The following is a 22,152-nucleotide window of genomic DNA, read 5'->3' as shown; positions in this document are numbered from 1 at the left end:
CGTAGTGGATCAAATCCAGATGACGCGCGCTTGATCATGAAGGTATGCAAAACTGCTTCTGACCTGCGGAAACGCCAAAATCTTCAGCAGACGGGAGTTCTCGCAGCTACTTCTACTCCCGTGCCTTAAAGGCCGATAACCGATGTTATGTAAAGTAGCACTCTGCGTATCTCATCAGATGAATCAATCCGTCCCCTTCCTTGATCCTGCCGGGATCTGCTGAATCGCCCGTAGTCGCGCGGATTTGAGCGGACTGATGGTCTCGTCGGCGATCCCGCTGGCAGCCTGGGGCGACGCTTCGCACGAGAATGCCGGCGGAAGAGTCATTGATTCAACGTTTGGGCGTGGTTTTCGGGTGTTTTGGGTGCTGAATATGGCGCTAGATGGTTCCGGTCGTGTGCTACAACTGAGCGCTGTTCACGTGTTGCGCCCCGAGGAACAGACCCTTGAGGACATGTTCACCGCATGGGTCCGGCCCGCCGGGCGCCGCAAATGGGCAACAGCCAGACACTATTCCCTATCACCTAGATCAAGGGGATGTCTTTCTTTCTTGGTTTCACTCTGGCATAAGACGCGGAAACCAACATTAGACAGCAACTAGCTGCGGGCGCTACCCACCAGTCCCCGGGATTTGGGCCACCTTTAGATGTAAAAGTGATCACGGCGTAGAGCGAGCCTACTCCATAGCCGATAAAGAGGCAGTAAAAGACAACCACGCCATCATAGTCAGTTGGCAACAACAGCAGCGTGCCAAAGACTGTCAACAAGCCGAAAAGTACACTCCAAGTGAGGAGCTCCGCCAAGCCCCCGCCACGCCCCTTCGAGAACTCAGACCCGGCGAAAAGCTGCGTGACAAAAGAGGCAACACCGTAAAACAAAGCCCAGTAGCCTGCAATCTGCAGGACTGCCTTGACCTTGCCCGTTTGCAACCCATACCTGTCGCTTGTGAAGGAGAAGAGCCGTTTGACAATGTCTTTCGCCTGCACAGCTTGTCGACCGAGAGAGATCCACGCGACGGCGGTGGTGGCCAAGACCCACATGAAGACCACTAGACTGGCTCGTCCAAAGAACTGTTCGAAAACCATTTTCACCAAATCGTCCGGCGCTACAATGATGTCCATGATTGGCCTTCCCGTGAGGAATGCGGTCAAGTCTGCTGGGTATATCTTGACGGTTTCCAACACACATTGACTAGATTGATGCAGGCGCGACTAGGCTGCCTTTAGCGTTCGGAACGGCAGTTCCAGGACTAGCAGGACGGCCAACAGTGTCTGCGAACTTGTCGCGGTGCTCAGAGGTCTCGTTCGCGACCGGTTCGGCCTTCAAACCCTGCCAGCCTATCCCCCTTGAGAATTGGCAAGATTGTATAATTCATTAGATTTCAATACATCGAGCCCGGGGCTCGCAACCGGGTAGGAGACCATGGAAGAGTTTGACGAAGGTCTGCGCTGTCAAGACGTCCATTCGGGTCTAAGAAATCTAGATCCGAACTCTCCCATACTCGGGCCGCTAAACGATACGCGTCTGGTGGGCATGGCAGCAACTCTGAGCGGCCTTATTCGTGGTCATGATGTCATTCAAGATGCACAGGCGCTCATGCAAGTGGCTGCGCACCAACTTGACGTGAACCTCCTTTCGTTCGGTGACGTGATACGGGTTCTGGAGGATGCCGGCTTCGTTCAAGGTGTGCAAAGACGTGGCGGAAAAATCACCACATTCACTGAGACCGTCCCCTACTACGATGACCTTTATGCAACTCTGGGTGAAGCGTGGCGGGATCGAGCACCAACTGAAGTAGAGCAGCAACTTCTCATCGTTATAGATGGCCTGTCGAAGAGTCCAGTTCCGTTGGAAGACCTCGAAACTTCCTTTAGCTTGGACGGCCAGGCGCTCCCCGACCTACTTGAAGTCGCAACAAATGCGGGCCTTATTCAAACCCTCAAGACCATTGACGGCGACGTCCTTTACTCGCCCTTTTTTGGGTTCGAGAACCCGGCTCTACTTGAGTCACTCGTTATTGACCACGGTACCGACCAGCTAATCGGCGAGTTCGCCGCTGTCCGCGCACGCCAGGGACTCGAAATCGACCCGGCAAAATACCCCCTTCTAACCGGAGCGGTCGCCGGAGGCCTTGTGATGGCCGCCTCCGTACGTCTACCAGACGGCACAATGCAACCCTTTGCAGCGATGCCGTATGTTTCTGATCCGCAGCTCCTGACAGCGAGGAAGCCAGTTCTTGATAAGGCCTTGGCTGTTCTCGCATGCTTGCGATGCGCCGAAAATTACGGTGAGTACAACACCCTCTCTTCTGCAGGTCTCATCAACGTCATCGACAAGCTCTTGGATCCCTACCGAGGATTCTTGGCACCGAACAGTGCTCATCGCAGGCAATATGAGCTGATGCGCAATGCTGGCCTTCTTGTTTTCGGTCCTGACTCGAAACCCGGAGGCACGTGGGTCACCCCAAAGTTCGTTGACACCAAAGATAATCGCGAAGCCCTAATGTTGGCGCGTGATCTTATATTGCATGGTGAACTTATCGAACGCCGAGTGGATGATGCTGTTGCCCGCCAAGCCCTAGCGTCTGGCAAAGACTACCGTGCACCTATGCAGACAAGCCACAGAATCAGACAGTATGCGGAGCCGTCGCCGGAACACTTCGGGAAGATCTTCGAGAAGGCGATGGGAATGAGCGCACTATGAGCGAACTGGATCTGGGATTAAAGGTGGGTGTCCGGAAGCTGCTCTGGAGTATGGGGCAGAGCACTCGCCTGGACGTTGAATTGCGGGGTGATCCCCCGCCATCCTCCACTAGCATCAAGCGAAGCGCTAACGGCGCCGAGACTTTCACTGATTTGGACGTCCTAGGTATTCAACTTACCGGAGGTTACCGGTTGACGACCACGATCGCCGACTGCAAGTCCGGGCGTAGGGACAAACCGACCGCTCGAATGTTTTGGACACGTGGTGTGGCCGACCTGTTCGGAGCCGAACAGGCGATGCTAGTCCGCGAGCATGAGGTCAACGATGCGACTCGACAACTGTCTAGCCGGTTGGGAATTACTGTGCTCACATCATCAGATCTAGCGAAAATGCAGACGCTACATGCGAGCGAGTACGACCTGTCTGGCCCCCTAAGCATCCTCTTTGACAAGTCCTACGTTTCCAATGCACTGTCAGCCTTCAATGGGCTGGACAAGAAACTAAGCCCGCTGTTGGAGTATCGCGATTTTGATTACTGGATCTATCAGCACCATCGAAACCCCATCCAACTTGTTGCGCATCTAAAGGAGGCAGCTAAGGTTCTAGATCATCGTAATCCGATTCACCTTGCACTCTTTCTTGATATGAGTTGGCTCTACATAGTCAGCCTTATCCGAGTGACGGAATACCTACGCGGAGCCTTCTTGGGTGACCCTGATCGTGGCCTACGTGAGTACCTTTTTGGGGGCGCGATAGGGCTCAGGGAGAAAGAGGAGACCGCGGCCTTATTGCAGACCGTTGCTCCTTCGGGCACGCCGACGTTGAACCACCTCCCCCCGTATTTTGGGAACCTCCGAGAGCTTGTCACCCGTTTACTTCGTCGTCCCGGTGAACTACAAACTGCCCTGCAGTATGCCGAGGCCTCGTCCTCACTAATGGCTGCCAGGCAGCGCGTAACTTTACGAGATGCCTTCGGCGACAGCTTCAAACCCGTCGCAGCGAAGCTAGTCGCGGATGTTTGCGGTTTCCTCGTGGCATCCAGTGATCTGAATCCAGGCTTCCGATCCGAAGCGCGCGCGTACTTGCTTGCTGAACCGATTGGAGCATCCACAGAGACTACGGATGCACCTATCCGAGCGCGTGGCACCGACCAAATTCCAACCGTTCCGGGTCAGATAGAACTAGATCTTGAGGTCTAAGCTGATCGCTGTTTGATGCCCACGGTTCCCGAAAGGGTCCTAAACGTATTCCCGGCACTCGAGACCGCCCCCGCTCGCATCCCTAACGTCCTCGCGGCCACGTTCGGAACTGTACTAGGACGAGCCGGCGAGGCAGCGCCTTCTGCAAACTGCATCTTGCACTATGGGGCGGATACTTGCCCGCATACCGAAGGCCCATTACTGAAGTCCGAAGCAGCCGATAACAACCGAGGCGGTGAGCAGATCGATGAGGTTGCAGCGTTCGTCCTCGACTGTCCGCGAGTGGGTGGAGATCGCCCGTTCCCAGACGGTGGAGTTGGTGAACGTCACGGCGATGCCGTCGCCGAGATCGCGTTTGGCGATGCTTGGCCATCCGCAACTCGTTGACTTTGGGGGTGGAGGCCCCGGTGCTACCCAACATGGACGTCAATTCAGCTGCTTCCGTGCTCTTAGAGGGTATAGTCCGATTGTGGTAGACGGATCGCCGAAGCAGAAAGAACGGTTCAGTCGCGCGTGGGTGGTGGCGGCAGCGGCAGCAGCCAATTTCACTTACGAGATCGTCGCAGATGATGAACGCGGAGTGGACATGACGGTTCATAGTCACGAACACACGCTCGACTTCCAGCTCAAGGCTACGAGCAATCCTGACATCCAGGATGACTGTCTTGTGCACGATCTGGACATCCGGACGTACGACCTCCTGCGTTCTCAGCAGAGGTCTGGCTATGGCGTACTGGCTGTGATCGTCGTCGCCGACGACACAGCTGCGTGGCATGTGATGGATCAGCGTGGGACTAGCCTTACCCGTTCTGCCTACTATCTGCCGCTATTCGGTATGCCATCGACCAGTAACACTGCGACCATCCGCCTTAGGGTACCCATGAGTAATCTTCTTACAGCTAACGCCATGAAGCTCATGATGGATGCCCAGGCTGCTAGGTGGGCCTCATGACCGACACTGCAAACCTTGGCGCTCAAACTTTAATGCCCGTTGACGTCACAGAGTGGCTTCGGTTCCACGGTTGGAAGCAAACGGCTTCGCTTGGCGAAGTTGCCCAACGTTGGCAAAACCATGCGACTGGCGTCGTTGTCCCCCTGGTTACTCGGGCTCCCGACTTTTCACTGCGCTGGTCGGAAATGCTGAACCGACTTGCAGAAAGCTTTAGGACAGACACAGCCGGAGTTCTCCTCGCCGTCGCGAAGGCCGGGTCGGACATCGCAGAGTTCCGTGCTTCAGGACAGATAGACGACTCGTTGCCTTTAGGCGATGCGTCCACGCTCATCGATTCTGTCCGTCGATCGATACAAGCCTCCGCAAACTCTGCGTTACAGCCGCGGAGCTACTACGGACACAGCCTTCCGGATGCGGCTCGAGACCATGCCAATGGCGTACGAATGGGACAGACACGACACGGAAGCTACGTCATCCCGGTAATCAGTCGATTGCCGATCCTTCAGCCAGAAAATGCCGACGACGCGGTCCTGTTCACGGATGTGGCATATCAGCCGTTTGCCCGAAGTGCGATGCTAAAGCTCTCGGAAGGGCTGTCTGCGCTACGCGATCTGACCCACGGAGCGACCGCGCCGAAGGCAAGTCAGATCACCGAGGCAGTGGGAGCCGGCGTTTCATCAGAACTATGCGAAGCCATTGCTAACACGCTCGAAGCAGAAAGCATTTCGTCCCTGAACGTCTCGATTACCTGGGCGGAGCGGCTCCCCACCCCGCCGACATCCAGTACTGTCGGTCTCGACAGCGAGGCAGCAACTCTGCTCCGACACATTGGCAGCGTGCTAAGGGGCGAACCAATCATCGGACGCCAAACTGTTGTGGGCTATGTAAAAAGGCTCGATCGAGGTGAAGACGAAGAGTTGGGACGAATCACGCTCCGAACGCTCGACCTCGACAAGGCCAGAAACATCACGATCGATCTCAATGACGCTGACTACCACATCGCCGGCGAGGCCAATACCGAACGACGCATGGTTGCTGCCACTGGCATGCTGCATCGCGAACCGGGTAGGGCCCTTCGCTTCACGGAAGTGGACGACTTTCACCTAGTCTCAGAGATACCAGGACTCTTCAGTCACGATCTACTCCCCTATCGGCCAAACACATAACCAGCCCAATCCTTCCGTCCGCGGCTAGTTGCATGATCGTCGTCGTCCAGAGGGAGGTCCAGCTTCCCGCCCACGCGCTGGATATTCCTGGTCGCTCGCTGCCGCCGACCGACCCGGGGACGCCCGCGCATGACGCGCCGCCCTCACGGCTGACACCGGACCCACCGGGACGCGCACTAGGTGTGTTCGTGCTTCACAGAAGCCCTCGCGGATACAGTGCGCCCGGGCAGCGGAACCTGACGAGAAAACACAATCGATCCTGCGATTCTCACCTCAAGGCAGCGTTTCTCGGCAGCGGTTGGCCGGGGATGCGTTTGCATCGTGCACTCTCAGAGTTGAACGGTGACTACATAAATCAACGTGTTCATATCCTTAGTCTTTCGTGACAAGAGAGCAAAGAACGCGTCTTCGACGTTTCCAGCCCGTTCTTGGTTTGCCTGTATGACGCAACTACAGTTATCGTCATACGTAAATAATCGAGTAGAGAGACAAGGGCCTGATGGCAGTTCTTAACATCCGCATCGAAGACCGCATACGAGATCAGCTGAAGGAGATGGCGGACGACGAAGGTGTGACTTTAAGCGAGTACGTTCGCAATCTGGTCATGGAGGCCGTAGTCCCCGTTTTCGAGCGAGAAGCCAAGCACGGCGACGAACCCGCACAAGACAGCCTAAGGATCATTGACCGTCAGGTTCTATCCCTGCTTCACCGAATCCTGGGCCGAGTGCTGCCGGAAGACGCAAACGATGACGACGGGAACCGCGAATACCAACTCATGCGGGCAAAGATCCTGGAGGCCGGATACACGGGTGAGTATTGGTTCGAGACAGCGGGCTTTCAGACCGAACTCTCGAAGCGAGACTGCACTCGGGTAGCCGATATCCTCGACATGTTCCGCATCATCACCTACAGCCTTGAGCGCCTCGATAAAGAGGGCACGGCGGTGGCCGACAAGTTGAGGTTCAGACTCGAATTCATAGGGTTCGACCACAACGATGCACTCGAAGGCCATATGGCCAGTTACGTAGACTTCCTGATGAACGACGACCGCTGGACGGAGCTGAAGCCTCAGCTTGAGAGGAACGACAACGGTAACTCGCACCACCGAATGCTCGATGTCTATTTGCGGATGCTGGCCGAATACCGCCGAATCATGGACAGCCGGGGACGCGGATCCAACAGGATGGAATACTTCCTATCCCCCGACGAGCTGCAGCAGATCGCCGAGGCGAGCGTCCACCCGTCAAACCGGAAGCACAATTAATGGGGCCAAGAGCAGCACGTGCGGATCACCGGAATTGCTTGCACGCACCTTGTTGAGTCGACGATGATCAGCGCCAAGGGCAGCCCCCCGATTGCTCTGCCAAGGCATAATATTCCCAGTACTTGCGTTAGACTGTAACGAGATCGGTGACATCCGCTTGGAAGTAAGGTTCGAAGACAAGAAGCTCGAAAAGCTATGTATGGACGAACGTGAGATGCAAAAGAAGCGCTCTGACATCGCCAAACGGCTCCGCTTGCGCATCAACGCACTAAGGACAGCGGAGACAGTCGGCGAGCTTGCCCACCACGACCCCCTCGGGGCTTGGCATCCACTGAGCGCCAACCTAGACGGCCTCTGGTCCGGAAAGCTCAGCGCAAACTACCGACTACTGGTCCAGCCTGACGGATCCACCCAGGCACGCGAAGCTGTGACCGTCACCGTGATTGAGATCTCTAACCACTACGATCACTGAAAGAGGGGAAGCCATGACCGGGACCAACTATGCTGTCGCTCCAGGCGAATACCTCGAGGAATGGATCGACGAGCATGGCTTGTCTCAGCAGCACGTAGCCGAGCTTGTGGGATGCAGCCGCAAACAGATCAATGAAATCGTCAACGGGCGCGCACCCATCACCCCCGACACTGCCCGGCGGCTCGAACGCGTCACCGGCGTCCCAACCGGCTCGTGGCTCAGGTACGAGGCTGCATACCGAGCAGACCAGGCACGGATTGCCGATGAGGAAAACCTTGCAGTATACGTCGACGAGATCGACCCGAGCGCAGTGGCCTACCTCCGCAGCGTCGGTGCGACACAGGCGACCAAGCGCTCCCCTGGCAGGCTGGTATCGGATTTCCTGTCCTTCCATCGTTGCGGGACTTGGGAGGCATATGTGCACCTACACGAGGTCGCTTCAACAGGCGACTACGCTTTGGCGGCGCTAAAGGACTCAGGAGCGTCTATCGATCGGACGCTACTAACGACTTGGCTGCGCGCTGGGGAACTCGAAGAGCCATTTGAACGTGGCCGGAGCTACGATTATCAGCCGGAGAACCTCCGGGCCGCCCTTCCCGAGCTGCGCGCGCGAGCCGCGGCCCCTGACTCGACGATGCTCCAGGACATGGCGACCATTCTTGCCAGTGTGGGAGTGGTCTTCATGGTTGTCGAACCGCCCAAGAAGTTCCCCCTCCTCGGAATGACCCGCTGGATCGACAAGCGAGTGCCCGTGATTCAGCAGACCGGACGTTGGGGCAAGGATGGCTTCGTCATTTGGGCGCTCTTTCATGAACTCGGCCACGTCCTAAACGACCCTCGAGGCGAAATGCACCTCGAGTACAGCACTGAAAAAAAGCGCACTGGAGCTGCAGAGAAGGCTGCAAATAAGTTCGCTCTGGAGACCTTGCTCGGCGAAGAAGGCCTGGCGGAGCTATCTGGCCTAACTCGCGACGGAGAAATCGCGGCCGCCGCCAATCGTATCGGCGTTTCCCCTGGTGTCGCAGTTCATCAAATGCACCGTCGGAGAATGCTCAGCTATCAGTACGGCAATCGACTCTGCGTGGATCTCGCAGGTACTTTCAGCAAGTGAGGACGCGCACCCTTAAAAGACGAGACTGAACGGATATTCCTGCTCGACACGAATGTCCCCTCGCCCGAGAAAATGTCGAACACGACGTACTGCACGGTGCAACAGTCCACCCACTCTCAGAACAGGATCATCGTTGGACCCCGTCACCCTCATCCAGCCTGTCATCGGACCGCTGATTGGCGGGGCCTTGACGCTATTCGGCGGATACGTCGCCAGTAAACGCACCGACAAAGCCACGCGTGTGACCGAACGGCGCAAGCTATCGCATGACTCCGCCCGCGAAATCACATCACAGTTGGCAGTTGCCCTCGTCATCGGCCGGCGGCGCCGCATCCACGATTCATTCGATCTGACGCAAGAAGGCCAGGACGAGCTTGCTGAGGTTTTAGCCAAGATCGAACATCACGCCAGATACATCGACGACGCCCCTCTGCGGGACGCCGTTGCCGAGGCGGTCAGTTTCCTGCGACCTCCACCAGATTTCGAGATACTTTTGGGCAAGTCCGTTACGGGCATCATTGAGGACGTAAACCGCTGGATCGGTCCGCTGGTTCGAGCGCATGTTCTTTGCGACAAGCTCCCTACCCAATGTGAGAAACCTCCCAATGCCGAACCGGACTTTTTGAACACGTACCGAAGCAAACACCAGGAAGCGCAAGTCGACTGGGAAGAGACCATTGCAGGATGGGAAGCCCTAATGGCTCTAGAGGCTGAGAACTCTAAAAAGGCCGCCGTCGCACAAGAGGCATCGGATTCCCGTCCGGACGCAGGCCAGGTTTGATTTAGGTGGACAGGTTGATCGAGAGTCAGCTCAATGGCGCTGTTGCCGCGACGCGGGCAGGCCGTGTCTCAAAGGAAAAATCGGGTGGCGTCATAGATTGTTTTTCAGACACGCTCGTCAGTGTGGAGCACACCCTAGGCTGACGTCAGGCGACATTGGGAATTCCGTCAGATTAGAGCCTAAGAGCCACTACGTAAACACGCTGTTGCGGGATTCGTAGAGTTCAACCTGACATTTCAGGCTGGAGCCACATGTGCTGGTCAGAGACCGCAAACGGCGATACCGGCAGTGGATTCAGCACGAACGTCGACGCCTCAAATGAAATCAAACGTCACTTAGCCCGCCCCCCTGGCGCGGATACTGACGGAGAACTGGGCGCGCCCTTGTGACTTTCCATAGAGCTGCCCGGATGTAATAATCCGGGCGCAAATCTCAATGTTGTAATTCAGATACTAAGATCCCGATGGGTGCCTTTGCGGCATCATGCACGGGCCTCGACTGACGTTGCCCGGTTTCGAAATGGGGATCACTCTTTGTCTAACCGCACACCGTCCGGGACGGGTTCCTTCCGGGTACATAAGTCCACGATCATCGTCGGTATCCTCGCCCTGCTGTTTGTCGTCAGTGGCGCGTTTTCGTCGGGCTTCGGTGGAGCCCTGATCATGGTCGCGCTCACGGCTCTTCTTACGGGCCTTTACGTCCTGGCAACAGGACGGCGTTCCTGGGCCATTATCAGAGGCGGCCGAAGGGCGGGCGCAGCGGTTCTGGCCGGCGCGCTGGTGCTCTTCATCATCGGCGGGGCAGTTTTACCCACCAAATCAAAAGAGCCCCTGGTAGCCTCCGCCCCAGCAGCAGAGGCCCAGAAGCTAACAGCTATCGATGCGAGTCCGAGCCCGTCACCCACTCCCATCCCCTCGGACACAGGGGCTCCGCTCGATCCTGAGACGACGACTGCACTGGCTAAGGCAGCTACGTTTAAGGCGCCCCACACGCAGCCCGCTTATTCAACCAAGGCAACAGAGCTTTTGGAGGCTCTCCCCGTCAAGGGAAGGGCGCCGAAGACCGGGTATGACCGTGATCAGTTTGGGCAGGCGTGGGCGGATGTTGACCGGAACGGATGCGATACCCGTAACGACACGCTAAAGCGCGACCTCACCCAGGTCATCTTCACGAATTCCGTGCAGTGCAAGATCCAAGCCGGGACCTTGGTCGACCCTTACACCGCGAAGACCATCAGCTTCGTGAGGGGCTCGAACACGAGCGCGGCCGTACAGATTGACCATGTCGTAGCCCTCAGCGACGCCTGGCAAAAAGGTGCCCAGCAGCTCAGCGCCGAACAGCGAACCGCTTTCGCGAACGATCCGTTGAATTTGCAGTCCACGGACGGCCCAACAAATGTGCAAAAGAGCGATGGGGACGCCGCGACATGGCTTCCTCCGAACAAGACTTTCCGCTGTGACTATGTAGCCCGTCAGATCTCGGTCAAAGCCACTTACAACTTGTGGGTTACTCAGGCAGAACACGACGCCATGGCTAAGGTACTGGGCGACTGCAAGGACCAGACCGTACCCACCAACGAAAAAGCCCCGGCTCCCGCGCCCGCTAGCGCAGCGCCGCCAGTAGTCACGGAACCGGCGCCCGCCCAGGCAGCGGTTCCAGCTCCCGCTGCGCCGGCGCCTGCTCCGGCGACCGTACCCGCTCCGGCTGTACAGGCTCCCCCAGCTCCGGCACCTGTGCCGGCAGCGCCGGCCCCCGCCGCTCCGGCTCCCGCCCCAGCACCTGGAGCAGGCGCAACAGCCCTATGCAACGACGGAACACTTTCGTACTCCGCAAACCGTCGAGGGACTTGTTCGCGCCACGGTGGCGTAGCCGTCTGGTACTAATGGGCGACGCACCATCGAATGAATGATCCACGCGCTTCATAGCGGTATCAGAGGTCATTCACGATGATCTGTCCCCTGGCCTGCCGGGGGACAGATGCCTGACGGACGTCTGGAACAGCTTAGACCCCAGCCGAACACTCCGTCAGGTACTGCACCGAAGACACCGCCAAAGCCGGGTCTGCCCGCCGGGTGCTTTGGCTTTTCGGCGCAGAGGTGCAGGAACTAGGCACCCTCAGCGGACCATCAAATGCGGCTGCTTCCATGGCCAAAGTCTCCCCGGCCAGACTGCCCCCGCCGTCAGAATTCGCCCAACTCAGAGGGAACCTGCTCGCATCTCGGTGCCACAACACGACCTGCTCACGCAAGCAGGAAAAATGCCCATCACTCACTGCTCCCTGGGGATCTTATGAAACTCCGTCACACCATATTCATTACTGCAGCGCTGACCCTCGGCCTCTCCGCCTGCGCTAGCCCAGCATCAGTCCAGTCAGTCGAGACACCCACTGCTTCCGCGAGCTCGTCGCCAGCGCAGAAACCTGTGCCCAATGTCGTCGGCAAGACCTACTTGGCCGCCCGGACCACGCTCAACAACGACGAATATTTCGCGCGCGTCGTTGGTAGCGATGGCAAGGAATGGACGACCAACATCATTCCCGACGATTCAGTCATGGCAGTCGCGATGAAACCCATCGCCGGCGAGACACCTGACACCGACACTATCTACATCACGGTGAACATGACGGAGGCAGAATTTAAAGTCGCCCGCGAGGCTAAACGCAAAGCTGCCGACATTGCTGAACAGGAGGCCGCAATCGCCAAGCGATATACCTATACCTGTGGGATGTACAGCAGCAAACAGCCTATCTACAAGTCTTACAAAGAAATCTGGACCAGTGGCGACTACAGCAGCGGTGGAGACTGCTATGTAAAGATCGATGGCAAGGACTCTTACAGCAAGGTCCCCTTGCTGCCATCGGAACAGAAGATCGTTGACTTCGTTGCATCCAAAGGAGGCGATGTGAGTGTCCCCTCCGCCACCGTCGGCAACGTCATGCTGCTCTGCGCAAAGGTGAAGCCCGACTATGCGGACCAGGTTGTTGCCCGGCCTGAGTGGCGAAAGTCAGAAGCAGCTGCAGCCTTGACAGTATGCCCCGACGCGCCGCACGCAGCAATTCTGCAGCATGAGATCACTGCGGTGAAAGTGAGCGACGGTACAAAGATCGTCGGTCAGACCATGGAACCCGGGACGTGGAAGACCAAAGCGGGCGTCAAAGACTGCTACTGGTCGCGCAACACTGGAGGCGGGGACATCATAGACAACAACTTTGTGAGCTTTGCTCCCGATGGAGTGACCGTAACAGTCTTTGCCGGTGAAGGTTTTGAGTCATCCCGCTGCGGCACCTGGACCAAGATCGGCTAAGACCTCACAGCGAACCTGAGGCTGGCGGCAAAGAGCCCGACCTCTCGTTGCTCTCTCCGCCTAGTAGTCGTTCATATTGTGCTGCGAACTCACTGCGAGTAAGAGCACCGCTCCAAAATCGAAATGGTTCAGAACATCCAATCATGATCTCCACGTCTGCCGATCCTCAGCTCGGGCTGAGGAGAAGGCAGCCGCCGCGGCTCCCGTGTGCTGCGCTAACGGCTCGACGCGTTCTTACTCCTCTCGCTCCGACGGCTTTCCCATCAGGAGAATTCCGGGCTTTGGGCGCTTTGCAGGTTGTGACGGCTGCGCTGGGTGTGCGCCCTCGCTACGGGCGGCAGCGAGGCGCCACTGATCTTGTCAATCATCACGACTGTCGTTCTACATCTGGGCACTGTCCCACCGCGACTACCTTACTCAAGGAAAAACTGAAGAGAAGGGTCTGAGAACTCATGTCCTCAGACCCTACTAACGGGACAGCCCGCTCTTACCACGCTCAGCGCCCACAGCTGCCCCCGTACGAGATTTTCTGGCCTTGGTTGCCTTCCCTGCTGTCACGGCGGCGCTGGGGTGGGTTCCCTCGCTCCGGGCGGCTGCGAGGCGGCCGCGTATCTGCGTTTCGTTGGCACCGGTCTTGGCGAGTGACTCCGCGAAATTCTCGTGATGTTCGGCTGAGCCGTAGCTGGCCTGCGCAGCGGTTTCGGACGTCAAGCCTTGGTCTCTGAGTCGGCTGCTGTCGTTGCCGGTGACTCGGTTCTCGATCTCGCGGCCGACGCCTTCCATGCGGGCGAAGAGTTCCTTCTCGGCCCTCTCGTACCGCTGCTCCAGAGGTGAGAATTCGGAGCCTTTGAATCCACCCTCGGCGAGAAGTCTCGCTTCGTGCAGGTTCCTGGCCGCGTCCACGAAGGCAGGGTCTTTGAAGTGCTCCTCGCTCGCGCCGTTGACGTTCGCTGCGGTTTCCTTGCGGAGCTGGTCGATGTCGGGTCCGTTAACGCCGTCCTTGCCGATCAGGAACATACGCTCCTTGATTTCGGCGTCGGCGGCGACCACAGCTTTCGGGGTTTTAGCGTTCTGGGCCAGCTGCAGCGCCTCTGCCATGGCGGGGTCGGCAAGGTACTCAACAGGTACCTGGTGGCGTTCCATTTCGGGTGCGAACTTCGCGGCTTGGGCACGGAGTTCTTCGGTGCGGGCCGCTGCGAGCAGCTGCATGGCCTTTTCGTGTTCGGCTGCCGCTTTCTGTACTTCGTGTTGGCTGGCAGCAAGGGCTTCTTGCTGATTTTTCCCGTCCGTCATTGCCTGGACGACGGACTCCAGATAAGCGGTGTCCGCCCCGACGTCATGGGTGTCGATACCGTAGCGTGCCACGACTTCCTGGCGGATCTTCTCCGACGCCGCTAAGGCGGCCGGATCGTGTCCCTTCCACCCTTCCGCGACGGTGTAGGCGGTGGCGATGTCGGACGGCTGGGCCTTATCCCACCACTTGTCCTTTTCCAGAGGGGCCAAGGCTGCATGGGCGGCGCTGCGTTCGGCTGCCAGGCGTGCGCCGGCTTCGTGCGCTGCTTGTGTTTCCATGTGTTCTTGTTGGCGCTGGGCTTCCTGACGCTTGCGCGCCAGGGTCTCGGCGATGCGGGAGGCGATCATCAGGGACTGTCGCAGTCCGCCGTCCAGCACATCGTCCATTCCGTCTGATTCACTCATTGGTGTTCCCCTTGCACTAGTGGTGTGATTCTTATCGGTCGAACCCCTGGCCGGCGTCCCGCCGGCCGGGCTGATGGGTTTTCGCTGGCGTCGCCGCCGTCGGCGTTGTAGGAACCGCGGATCCAGGACGGATGGGAACCATTCCCCGGCGTGCGATATCAATTGCGCGTAGCGGCACTGTTGACTCCGTTGTTGGCTGTTGTTCGGCCCCTACCAGTACGGCCTTTGGCATGGTGGCTGTGAATGGTGCCATCTGGTTTTCCACGACTGCTCGGATGCGCTGGGCCTCACGCGTCCGGCCGGACTGGGCGTGCATTTCGTACACCGCGAAGGCCGTGTTGATCAGCTGCACCATGAGCGCGGTCTGCGCGGCCGTCTTGTTCTTACTCGATGCCGCCATGAACAACATGGCTGTCCCGGCAATGGACGGCAGTGCAATCGGTTTGCTGTGGGTCTTGGGTGCGCGGAGCTGGGCGGTGCGGGACAGCTCAGCTGCGGTGGCGGCCAGCGGCCCTGGTGTTGTTTCCAATCGGTAAGACCAGGCAGCAAAGGCGCCGGAAACATCCCTCGCTGCCTTAGCCCAAGTCGCGTGATCATCACGAGGAATGGACCGTAGTTGTTCTGCCAGGGCGGTGGCGTTGCGGGTGTACTCCACCCATACCTGGGCAGAGGGTACGGAGTTCTCTGGTCCGGTCTTGGAGACGGTGCGTTTGTTGCGTGCTGCGGCGTTCCATTCGGCTGCAGCTTCGGTGGCGAGCTGCGGAGAGTCCATCCACTCTTCACGCAGAGCACCAAGCTTCAAGTCCGATGCGAGCGTGCCGCCGCCGAACCAGATAGGCCGCTCCCCCGGCTTGGGTCGTTCGGCCACGGAGTACCCAACGATGACGTCGGTGGTGTTCTTCGCGTAGCGCGGACGAAGCAACATCCCCGTGTTACGGGCGCGGCGAACGAACTCACCTTCAGTTGCCGAAGCGCTGGCACTGGCGCGGACTTTCCGTGCCAGGGAAGCTCTGTGCATTTCCCGTTCGTCCCGGACGGCCGTGGCCTTCTCGGCGCGGTCGTATCCTCGGGTGGCGTGCAGGGTGGAGAGTTGTTCAAGCCCGTACTTAACTTCCAGTTCCCGGCAGGTCTGCTGCGCCTTCTTGTAGTCCCCGTGGGTGGAGGCCTTCGTGCCGTCCTCACGGACCAGGGACACGGCCAGGTGGATGTGGTGGTTGCCGTTTTCACTGGTGCCGTGGTTGACCGCAGCCCACCGGCACTGGGCCTTGCCACTGGCTGAGGTGAAGCCCATCGCGTCGACAAAGTCATTGGCAATATCGCCCCACTGCTGGTCAGTCAGCGCACCCTCTTCGGCGCGCAGACTCAACGAACAGTGCCAAACGCTGGCGTCCTTGTAACCAACGTGGACGCGTTCCTTCTTGGCCGCGTCCCACTGCATGTCTTTGATCTGAACCGACACACCATAAGCCTTGCGCGGCTGGTCCAGGTGCTTCGCAATTGCCAGGGCATCATCACGATCCAGTACACCGTCGTCGTACCACGCCATGATGGCTGCATCGCCGGCCACCAGGTGCGGATCGGTGTGCGCATTCTTCGTTTTGTCGGAGTCGGTCGAGGCGAGATAAACCATGAGCCCGCCCATGCGCGAACCGCGGGTGATGTTCGGAATCATCCCTACATCAACCCATCAATTGCGTCGTCGATCCGCATGGCCACTGAACGGAGATGTTTCAGGGCTTCCCGGGCCTCGACAGGGAACTCGCTCGTGGCGTTGGCCTGCCGTGCGAGCTGGTTGATGTTGTTCGACGAACGCGCCAACAGGTTGTGCAACTGCATCAGTTCTGCGATGACGGCACGGCGCTCGGTCGGTGAGTCAGTGCGCTCTGCCAGGGCCGAGGAAACCAGCAGGTTCGGAATGGTCACTTTCTCCCGTTCGGCCCGCGCAACGAGAGCCGCTTCCTCTTCCGCGGTGACCCACACGTCACGGCGCTTTTTTGTTCCTGCCGGAGTGTTCGCACGACGACGGCGGGACAGATTGGGACGGTGAGTGCTCTCCTCGTCCGACATCCCAATCCCTCCCTTCAAAGGCCCAGCGCAGCGACCCCGAACTGGGGACCACACTGACAAGTGTGCCGTACTCGACCGCCAGTGTCGAGGACGACAAGCCACTTACACCCGTGTAAATGTATAGCTTGCTCCGTCGGCTGCTTTCGGCGGGCCTGTTCCGCCTGTTTGCTGACAAGTCTCTCCGCAGTCGCTAGGCTGGTGGCACAGTCGGCGAATCCAGGGGGAGATAATGCGTCCACACAACATCGACCAGGCACTCGAACTGCCATCAGACAGCGTCACCTACCAGCCCACTCCGGGAACTGACCGCGGAACCCTGATGATCAACCTCAGGGCCGTTCCCCAGGAACCACGCGGCGCGCTTTGGTACGACGTAACAGAACGCCTCAACGGCGACGCTTACGCCGTCATGCTCATGATCGACAAGGTCACCACCGGTCACCTTAAAGAACACACAGGCTCCACCGTCCTGCTGGCCAACGACGCACAGGAAGTCCACCTGTACCTTCCGCTCCCCTCAGCTGGCTACGGTCCAGCACCTACGGCAGTCACTCTTGCTCCGCACCAAGAGGCTTTGCTGCCGGCACTTCACGCAGCAATCCGTGAAACGACTCCCTCTCAAGTGCACATCCACGCCGACGCCATCGCAGCCTTCGCCGCCAGCCAAATCCCCAGCCAGGACGACGTCACGACCGCCTACCAACGCACCACGGCCAACGAAGTCATGCAGGAATTCCAGAACAACCACGAACCCCTCCAGCTACGTTCCGCGCCGGTTGAAATGACGCCACCAGCGTCACTGTCAAACACGTACCTCCGCTCGTTCCCAGCGCATCCGGCAACGGCACTGACAGAGAACCCCGACACTCCAACAGCTGCGCCAAGCAGCGCCCTGAACACCCCGGACCTTCGCTCCGGGCATAAACGCTAAAACCACCACCTCAGAAAGGCGCCACAGAACATGCCCATCGATATCGAACAGACCAAAAACCAAGCCAGAGCCCTGCTGAACTCACGCATCACATCAGTCGAAGAACTCGTCAAGGCACGCCAAAAGGTCACCGACCTCAAGGAACAACTCGCAGACGCAGAGCGCGAAGATAAACGCGCCTACGTCAAAGCCACCAAAGACGGCTGGAGCCAAGACGAACTCAAGAAACTCGGCTTGGAACCAGCTGCGGTAACCCGCCGGCGCAAGACCCAAACCAAAGCATCAGAAACCCCGACCGGCACGCCGCAGACCGGGCCCGAAAACTCCCACAGCAACTAAGCCCCTCGTCCACATGGGCACGGCAAAAGCTCAACCCTTCGGGCTTTTCCCGCACCCATGTGGACGACGGGACCCACCTGACCGCCCGCACACAACCACACCTCACCGCCGGGACAACACTCACTAAAGTGACCGGTGGCCGTGCACAACCTCCTCACGTGCCCGGTCGCCAAACGGACCGGATTCCCATGGTCCACACCGACCGCTGCCGGGGCATCCCCCAAGGGGTTGGCTTCTTTCAGCCGGGACGATACACACCGGTCGCGCCGGGCCAGGGCCTGCAGCCACGAGTGCCGGAAGTGCCGGGAGCCCTCTCAAACGGCCGGGGGATTCACGTCGAGGTACTGGACGCTTTCATCCAAGACGTACCGTCCGCCGCGCACGCAGAAACGACAGGACACCCCATGGACGACCCCAGACTTGAGTCCCGCTTTCTGAGCACAATGACGGACGTGGCACACCAGGTGCTGCAGGCCGACACCGGGCAAATCTACGACCTCGTCATGGACCAAGCCCAGCAGTTCATCGGCGAGCTCAGGGGCGGCTCCCACGCTGGCGGCGCATATAACCTCTGGATGGAAGTCAGCGACTTCTACGATGACCCACGGGGCCCAATGTCCGAAGAAGCCTGCGAGAAGATCGGGCGCAAGGCAGCCACGGAATGGTTGGCCGTTGACCAAACATCAACAGAGGAAGTCGACAAATTCTTCGCCCGCTGGCAAACCCCGGAGCCGTGGCAGATTCAATAACAACTACGGCTGCTGTACCAGCTGCGGGAAGCTACTTTCCCATAGAACCCGGACACGAACCGGCAGCATCAATTCCGCCCAGACCCGAACCAACAGGCCCGCATTGAGCAACCGCTCCTGATCGGCCTTGGTGCCTTCGCGAAGGATCGCCTGGTACGCCTTGATAACTCCTTCGGGCTCGCTCAGATCGCATTCCGGTACTGGTCCCCAATACACATGCTGAGGAAGAGTCAGAACGCCCTCCCCCGGGCCTCGCAGAGCATCAAGGTTTTCGACCACCTCGTACGGGATCACGTCCTGAATCAAGACCCGCCGCCCGTGGGAGCGGTGTCCGTCGTTTCGCGATTTGCGGCTGGGCATGAGCCTCTTCCTGGCGCAGCGGTTCTACCGTGAACTTCTACCGACAGTCTCAGGTTACTAAGAACCGTCGGCGGCTTTGCTGGCGCTCTGTCGTTCCCTGAGTAGGGTTGGGGCATGAATGAACCGGCGCGGTTCAGACCCGGCGACACCGGCCGCCCCGATCAAAGGTGGCTGCGTCTTCTGGCAGTCGTGTTCACTGTTACCGCCAGTGCCTCTCTCGTGCTGGTGGCCGTGGATCTGCTGATCGGACGGCCAGCTGCCGGCGACCTGTTCATCACGTTCCTCAACGCCCTGGTCGCCGGGCTGCTTTGGCGGTGGACATACAAACCGCGCTAGCCCACGCACAGAATCAGCGGTCCTCGTAACGGGCGGTTTCTTCCCGGGTGCGTCGACCGGGGCGCAGTTGTCCGGCTTCAATGCCCGGCCATTTCCGTCCGTTGTTGTACTTGCGCTGCAGCCGTCGCAGTTCCCGCCGTGCAGCTGCTTCAACGAAGTCCGTAATGGACGCATACCCTTCCAGCTTCCCGACCGCTTGAACGGCTGCCCGGATCTGTTCCAGGTCCTCTTCGGTGAAGTAAGGGCCCTTCTTCTCGGTCGACTTCATCGTGACTACGGCTCTCCTGAATCCTGATGCGTGAACGTGCGTGGCCGGGGCCGCCCTGGTCACCGACCCCGACGGGACACGGGGTTTAGAACGGGGGTTCGGAGTCGGGGCCGTTGCCCCAGGAACCGGCGTTCGCCGATGAGTTCGCAGCCCATGGGTCCTCCTGCCGGGCCGGCTGCCCGGTGTTGGGCTGGTTCCCGAAACCGCCCGTGCTTCCGCCGCCCTGGTTGCTGCTGCGTTGGGTCCGGTTGACCTTCGCGTTGGCGTACCGGAGGGAGGGACCGATCTCGTCTACCTCAAGTTCAATCACGGTACGCTTTTCGCCTTCCTTGGTCTCGTAGGACCGGGACTTGAGCCGGCCCGAGACGATGACACGGGTGCCCTTGGTCAGGGACTCTGCGACGTTCTCAGCTGCTTCCCGCCACACACTGGCGCGCAGGAAGAGTGTCTCCCCGTCCTTCCATTCGTTGGCCTGGCGGTCGAAGGTCCTGGGCGTTGATGCGATGGTGAAGTTCGCTACCGCGGATCCCGACGGGGTGAACCGGAGTTCGGGGTCGTTGGTGAGGTTTCCGATGACAGTAATGGTGGTTTCGCCGGCCATGATGGTTCCTTTTCCTCGTGTACTGGTGGTGTTCTCGGTGTCTGTGCTGGTTTCGTTCTGAGGTTCGGTCCCCCCCGGTTTGTCGTGGGTGAGGTCGTTGGGTTGGTGCTGGTCTGCGGTGTGTTCGTCCCAGAGCCCGCCGGCCCCGATGGGGGCGCGGCTGATCGCTGCCAGGTACCGGTCGTCCTCGACGCCGGAGGGGATGCCGTAGTAGCCGGCGAAGGGTTCTTCCTTCGCGTCGGGGTAGACCCTGCCGCTGGGGGTGGTCTGCCGGAACAGGTCAACCTCCAACGGGACCCGGGGGCTGATCTTGAACCCGTCCACAGGGTGCGGAGTGGTCATGGTTCTCACGCTGCCTTGTGGCTCATGGCCGCTTGGACGAGCTTGTCACGGCGCAGACCGGACCAGTGGTCCTGGTCATCGGAGTTGTTCACCACAACGGGGGCCTGGGAGTAGCCGAGCTCTACGGTGATGTACTCCAGCGCGGCCGGCACTTCGGTGATGTCCACGGCCTCGTAGCTGATGCCCTTGGAGTCGAAGTATTCCTTCGTCCGGTCGCAGTTCGGGCAAGCGGGCTTGGTGTAGACCGTATATGCGGCGGTGGAAGCAGTCATTTTCAGTCCTCGGTTTCGTATCAGTTTTAGTTAGGTTCGTCTGGCTGACTTGCTACCTCAATTCTACCGTTATCCACTCGAATAAAAAGGGTTCTTGCCCTGCATTCTAGGGCTTTTTGGGGTCAATTGTGAGTGTTTCGAGTGGCGGGTTTGGTGTTGCGGACAGTAGGTGTCACTTTCAGAAGCTAACGGCACAAATGTCACAAGTCCTGTGCATTGCCCCCATCCCGGCTTCCCTAGCAGCTGTCTACAGCCAAGGTCTCCGTTGCCACGTTGGACATCGAAGCGTTCCCCTGGTCCTCACGGCCAACCGTTGTCCGGGGCCGTTGCCGGTCGGAAGAAGACGGTGTTCGTGCCTCTGCCGGTGAGGGCGTCGCTCTCAAGAAGTTGAATTGCTGTCGCCGTTGCCTCCAGTGTCCGGAGCTGGCTGTCGATTGAGTAGCCTTCGTGGGGTTGCCATTTAAGGGGTCCTACCCGTCCGGAATGGCCGGCCTGTTTCCAAATCCCCATGATCATGCGGTTAGCTGTCCGGCATTCGGTCAGGGGTGCGCCCAGCTCGTCGATGATAGTGCGCATTAATCGAAACCAGATCCCGGCAGGGACCTGCTGGCTGAGCAGCTGGACTCTCCCCGTCGCCATGGCCTGCCAGGTTCTGGTGTCCATCGCCAACAGCGTGGCAGGAACAGGCCTTGGGGTTGGCGGCCTGCGTTCCCAGCCCCCGAAGTAGCTGGCCGACTTAGTCCACTTTTCCAAAAGACATCCATGAATCGGGCAGCTAAGCGTCAGCGGCAGCAGCCACAATAATTCGTAAGGGTGGGGAGGCGCCGTCGTCGCGATGCAATGCGGGCACGCCCTCATTGCCGGGCGAGTTGGACACCAAGGCATCCACGGGTAGATCTCACGCGGCCACCGTATTTCCGCTGGCAGCAGCACGGAGAACTGTCGCGTGTACTTGGCAAACGTCCCGGGATCCGGTTCGGTCCGGTCAAGTAGCCAGGGTGACCAGCCACTGAGGCTCATTCTCCGGATCCGGTGCGCATCGACGCCGGTTCTTGTGGAGAGCTCCTGGGCGAAACGTTCGGGTGGGCAGGTGTCCAGGTCCGCGGCCCGGCCGGGCCAGAAGCCCAGATCGACGACGAGGTCTTCGATGTGGACTTCATAGCGGACGGCGATCCGTCGAAGCCAGGACGAAAGCGCCTCACCGGGCGTAGGCGCCGGGTGCACGGGCCAGCGCCGCA

The 22,152-nt window shown here is 59.2% G+C and carries 24 protein-coding genes and 1 pseudogene; 14 read left to right on the top strand and 11 right to left on the bottom strand.

Annotated features, from left to right (window positions below):
* Window positions 1–524 precede the first annotated feature (524 nt).
* Window positions 525–1,121, bottom strand: coding sequence for a hypothetical protein (locus AR689_RS23230; protein WP_156424672.1), 597 nt, complete (start codon window positions 1,119–1,121; stop codon window positions 525–527).
* 301 nt (window positions 1,122–1,422) lie between these two features.
* On the opposite strand from AR689_RS23230, the gene AR689_RS22425 reads away from it, so the two are divergent.
* Window positions 1,423–2,703, top strand: coding sequence for a hypothetical protein (locus AR689_RS22425; RefSeq protein ID WP_062073736.1), 1,281 nt, complete (start codon window positions 1,423–1,425; stop codon window positions 2,701–2,703).
* Window positions 2,700–3,902: a hypothetical protein gene (locus tag AR689_RS22420; RefSeq protein WP_062073735.1), complete on the top strand. Its 1,203-nt coding sequence runs from the start codon at window positions 2,700–2,702 to the stop codon at window positions 3,900–3,902. The genes AR689_RS22425 and AR689_RS22420 overlap by 4 nt, the downstream gene beginning before the upstream one ends.
* Before the next feature lie 198 nt (window positions 3,903–4,100).
* On the opposite strand, the gene AR689_RS23710 is transcribed toward AR689_RS22420, so the two are convergent.
* Entirely contained in the window at window positions 4,101–4,232 is a 132-nt protein-coding gene (locus AR689_RS23710) for a hypothetical protein (RefSeq protein WP_286158891.1), read from the bottom strand.
* A gap of 139 nt (window positions 4,233–4,371) precedes the next feature.
* Here AR689_RS23710 and AR689_RS22925 point away from each other — a divergent pair, with 139 nt between their 5' ends.
* The 8 genes from AR689_RS22925 (at window position 4,372) to AR689_RS23475 (ending at window position 12,951) form a co-directional block, all read left to right on the top strand.
* Window positions 4,372–4,854 (top strand): DUF4365 domain-containing protein, encoded by a 483-nt coding sequence (locus tag AR689_RS22925; protein ID WP_197412947.1) that lies wholly within the window; start codon window positions 4,372–4,374, stop codon window positions 4,852–4,854.
* Window positions 4,851–6,020: a hypothetical protein gene (locus tag AR689_RS22410; RefSeq protein WP_156424670.1), complete on the top strand. Its 1,170-nt coding sequence runs from the start codon at window positions 4,851–4,853 to the stop codon at window positions 6,018–6,020. Before AR689_RS22925 ends, AR689_RS22410 begins: the two co-directional genes overlap by 4 nt.
* A gap of 499 nt (window positions 6,021–6,519) precedes the next feature.
* A complete protein-coding gene (locus tag AR689_RS22405; protein ID WP_062073732.1) occupies window positions 6,520–7,284 on the top strand; it encodes a YfbU family protein in 765 nt (254 codons plus the stop codon).
* 91 nt (window positions 7,285–7,375) lie between these two features.
* Window positions 7,376–7,756, top strand: a complete 381-nt coding sequence (locus AR689_RS22400) for a type II toxin-antitoxin system RelE/ParE family toxin (protein ID WP_353611614.1) — start codon at window positions 7,376–7,378, stop codon at window positions 7,754–7,756.
* Between the two features lie 13 nt (window positions 7,757–7,769).
* Window positions 7,770–8,867, top strand: a complete 1,098-nt coding sequence (locus tag AR689_RS22395; RefSeq protein ID WP_062073731.1) for a HigA family addiction module antitoxin — start codon at window positions 7,770–7,772, stop codon at window positions 8,865–8,867.
* 133 nt (window positions 8,868–9,000) lie between these two features.
* Window positions 9,001–9,648: a hypothetical protein gene (locus AR689_RS22390; protein WP_062073730.1), complete on the top strand. Its 648-nt coding sequence runs from the start codon at window positions 9,001–9,003 to the stop codon at window positions 9,646–9,648.
* A 533-nt stretch (window positions 9,649–10,181) separates the two neighbouring features.
* On the top strand, window positions 10,182–11,531 hold the full coding sequence (locus AR689_RS23225) for a GmrSD restriction endonuclease domain-containing protein (protein WP_062073729.1): 1,350 nt from the start codon (window positions 10,182–10,184) through the stop codon (window positions 11,529–11,531).
* A gap of 538 nt (window positions 11,532–12,069) precedes the next feature.
* Complete coding sequence (locus tag AR689_RS23475) at window positions 12,070–12,951, top strand: Rv1352/Rv1906c domain-containing protein (RefSeq protein ID WP_197412945.1); 882 nt, start codon at window positions 12,070–12,072, stop codon at window positions 12,949–12,951.
* A gap of 468 nt (window positions 12,952–13,419) precedes the next feature.
* On the opposite strand, the gene AR689_RS22375 is transcribed toward AR689_RS23475, so the two are convergent.
* Genes AR689_RS22375 through mobC form a run of 3 tightly spaced genes read right to left on the bottom strand, consistent with a single transcriptional unit; the run spans window position 13,420 to window position 16,716 of the window.
* Entirely contained in the window at window positions 13,420–14,649 is a 1,230-nt protein-coding gene (locus AR689_RS22375) for a hypothetical protein (protein WP_062073727.1), read from the bottom strand.
* 31 nt (window positions 14,650–14,680) lie between these two features.
* The gene (locus tag AR689_RS22370; protein WP_062073726.1) at window positions 14,681–16,321 is read right to left on the bottom strand and encodes a relaxase/mobilization nuclease domain-containing protein; all 1,641 of its coding nucleotides are present in this window, start codon (window positions 16,319–16,321) and stop codon (window positions 14,681–14,683) included.
* Between the two features lie 2 nt (window positions 16,322–16,323).
* Window positions 16,324–16,716 carry a plasmid mobilization relaxosome protein MobC gene (gene mobC, locus AR689_RS22365; protein ID WP_197412944.1) on the bottom strand — a complete coding sequence of 131 codons (393 nt, stop codon included), beginning with the start codon at window positions 16,714–16,716 and terminating at the stop codon, window positions 16,324–16,326.
* Between the two features lie 229 nt (window positions 16,717–16,945).
* On the opposite strand from mobC, the gene AR689_RS22360 reads away from it, so the two are divergent.
* From AR689_RS22360 to AR689_RS23220, 3 genes are all read left to right on the top strand, one after another.
* Complete coding sequence (locus AR689_RS22360; protein WP_062073724.1) at window positions 16,946–17,647, top strand: hypothetical protein; 702 nt, start codon at window positions 16,946–16,948, stop codon at window positions 17,645–17,647.
* Between the two features lie 30 nt (window positions 17,648–17,677).
* Window positions 17,678–17,986 carry a hypothetical protein gene (locus tag AR689_RS22355; protein WP_062073723.1) on the top strand — a complete coding sequence of 103 codons (309 nt, stop codon included), beginning with the start codon at window positions 17,678–17,680 and terminating at the stop codon, window positions 17,984–17,986.
* Between the two features lie 404 nt (window positions 17,987–18,390).
* On the top strand, window positions 18,391–18,735 hold the full coding sequence (locus tag AR689_RS23220; protein WP_231745636.1) for a hypothetical protein: 345 nt from the start codon (window positions 18,391–18,393) through the stop codon (window positions 18,733–18,735).
* A 3-nt stretch (window positions 18,736–18,738) separates the two neighbouring features.
* Here AR689_RS23220 and AR689_RS22345 read toward each other — a convergent pair whose 3' ends face one another.
* On the bottom strand, window positions 18,739–19,095 hold the full coding sequence (locus AR689_RS22345) for a hypothetical protein (protein ID WP_062073721.1): 357 nt from the start codon (window positions 19,093–19,095) through the stop codon (window positions 18,739–18,741).
* A 114-nt stretch (window positions 19,096–19,209) separates the two neighbouring features.
* On the opposite strand from AR689_RS22345, the gene AR689_RS22340 reads away from it, so the two are divergent.
* On the top strand, window positions 19,210–19,431 hold the full coding sequence (locus AR689_RS22340; protein WP_062073720.1) for a hypothetical protein: 222 nt from the start codon (window positions 19,210–19,212) through the stop codon (window positions 19,429–19,431).
* Between the two features lie 13 nt (window positions 19,432–19,444).
* On the opposite strand, the gene AR689_RS22335 is transcribed toward AR689_RS22340, so the two are convergent.
* The 5 genes and pseudogenes from AR689_RS22335 to AR689_RS23825 form a co-directional block, all read right to left on the bottom strand.
* Window positions 19,445–19,699: a ParB family protein gene (locus AR689_RS22335; RefSeq protein WP_062073719.1), complete on the bottom strand. Its 255-nt coding sequence runs from the start codon at window positions 19,697–19,699 to the stop codon at window positions 19,445–19,447.
* An 85-nt stretch (window positions 19,700–19,784) separates the two neighbouring features.
* Window positions 19,785–20,642 carry a single-stranded DNA-binding protein gene (locus AR689_RS23470; RefSeq protein WP_062073718.1) on the bottom strand — a complete coding sequence of 286 codons (858 nt, stop codon included), beginning with the start codon at window positions 20,640–20,642 and terminating at the stop codon, window positions 19,785–19,787.
* Window positions 20,643–20,647: 5 nt separating this feature from the next.
* Complete coding sequence (locus tag AR689_RS22325) at window positions 20,648–20,914, bottom strand: glutaredoxin family protein (protein ID WP_062073717.1); 267 nt, start codon at window positions 20,912–20,914, stop codon at window positions 20,648–20,650.
* A gap of 300 nt (window positions 20,915–21,214) precedes the next feature.
* Window positions 21,215–21,490 (bottom strand): hypothetical protein, encoded by a 276-nt coding sequence (locus tag AR689_RS23615; protein ID WP_231745635.1) that lies wholly within the window; start codon window positions 21,488–21,490, stop codon window positions 21,215–21,217.
* A gap of 186 nt (window positions 21,491–21,676) precedes the next feature.
* Window positions 21,677–22,138, bottom strand: a pseudogene (locus tag AR689_RS23825) (TniQ family protein); the annotation flags it as partial.
* Window positions 22,139–22,152: the final 14 nt, after the last annotated feature.

Origin of the sequence: Arthrobacter sp. EpRS71, from assembly GCF_001512285.1 — a bacterium.
GTDB lineage: Bacteria > Actinomycetota > Actinomycetes > Actinomycetales > Micrococcaceae > Arthrobacter.
The sequence above is the reverse complement of the archived record's forward strand: the minus strand, read 5'-3'. Positions and strand labels throughout refer to the sequence as shown.

What these genes read in the sequence shown, in the direction of transcription:
- AR689_RS23470 (WP_062073718.1), bottom strand. Translation starts at nt 20,642, where the DNA reads ATGACCACTCCGCACCCTGTGGACGGGTTCAAGATCAGCCCCCGGGTC.
- AR689_RS22325 (WP_062073717.1), bottom strand. Translation starts at nt 20,914, where the DNA reads ATGACTGCTTCCACCGCCGCATATACGGTCTACACCAAGCCCGCTTGC.
- mobC (WP_197412944.1), bottom strand. Translation starts at nt 16,716, where the DNA reads ATGTCGGACGAGGAGAGCACTCACCGTCCCAATCTGTCCCGCCGTCGT.
- AR689_RS23615 (WP_231745635.1), bottom strand. Translation starts at nt 21,490, where the DNA reads ATGCGCACTATCATCGACGAGCTGGGCGCACCCCTGACCGAATGCCGG.
- AR689_RS22370 (WP_062073726.1), bottom strand. Translation starts at nt 16,321, where the DNA reads ATGATTCCGAACATCACCCGCGGTTCGCGCATGGGCGGGCTCATGGTT.
- AR689_RS22425 (WP_062073736.1), top strand. Translation starts at nt 1,423, where the DNA reads ATGGAAGAGTTTGACGAAGGTCTGCGCTGTCAAGACGTCCATTCGGGT.
- AR689_RS22355 (WP_062073723.1), top strand. Translation starts at nt 17,678, where the DNA reads ATGCCCATCGATATCGAACAGACCAAAAACCAAGCCAGAGCCCTGCTG.
- AR689_RS22340 (WP_062073720.1), top strand. Translation starts at nt 19,210, where the DNA reads ATGAATGAACCGGCGCGGTTCAGACCCGGCGACACCGGCCGCCCCGAT.
- AR689_RS22410 (WP_156424670.1), top strand. Translation starts at nt 4,851, where the DNA reads ATGACCGACACTGCAAACCTTGGCGCTCAAACTTTAATGCCCGTTGAC.
- AR689_RS22420 (WP_062073735.1), top strand. Translation starts at nt 2,700, where the DNA reads ATGAGCGAACTGGATCTGGGATTAAAGGTGGGTGTCCGGAAGCTGCTC.
- AR689_RS22335 (WP_062073719.1), bottom strand. Translation starts at nt 19,699, where the DNA reads ATGAAGTCGACCGAGAAGAAGGGCCCTTACTTCACCGAAGAGGACCTG.
- AR689_RS22395 (WP_062073731.1), top strand. Translation starts at nt 7,770, where the DNA reads ATGACCGGGACCAACTATGCTGTCGCTCCAGGCGAATACCTCGAGGAA.
- AR689_RS23220 (WP_231745636.1), top strand. Translation starts at nt 18,391, where the DNA reads ATGGACGACCCCAGACTTGAGTCCCGCTTTCTGAGCACAATGACGGAC.
- AR689_RS22360 (WP_062073724.1), top strand. Translation starts at nt 16,946, where the DNA reads ATGCGTCCACACAACATCGACCAGGCACTCGAACTGCCATCAGACAGC.
- AR689_RS22375 (WP_062073727.1), bottom strand. Translation starts at nt 14,649, where the DNA reads ATGAGTGAATCAGACGGAATGGACGATGTGCTGGACGGCGGACTGCGA.
- AR689_RS22405 (WP_062073732.1), top strand. Translation starts at nt 6,520, where the DNA reads ATGGCAGTTCTTAACATCCGCATCGAAGACCGCATACGAGATCAGCTG.
- AR689_RS22345 (WP_062073721.1), bottom strand. Translation starts at nt 19,095, where the DNA reads ATGCCCAGCCGCAAATCGCGAAACGACGGACACCGCTCCCACGGGCGG.
- AR689_RS23230 (WP_156424672.1), bottom strand. Translation starts at nt 1,121, where the DNA reads ATGGACATCATTGTAGCGCCGGACGATTTGGTGAAAATGGTTTTCGAA.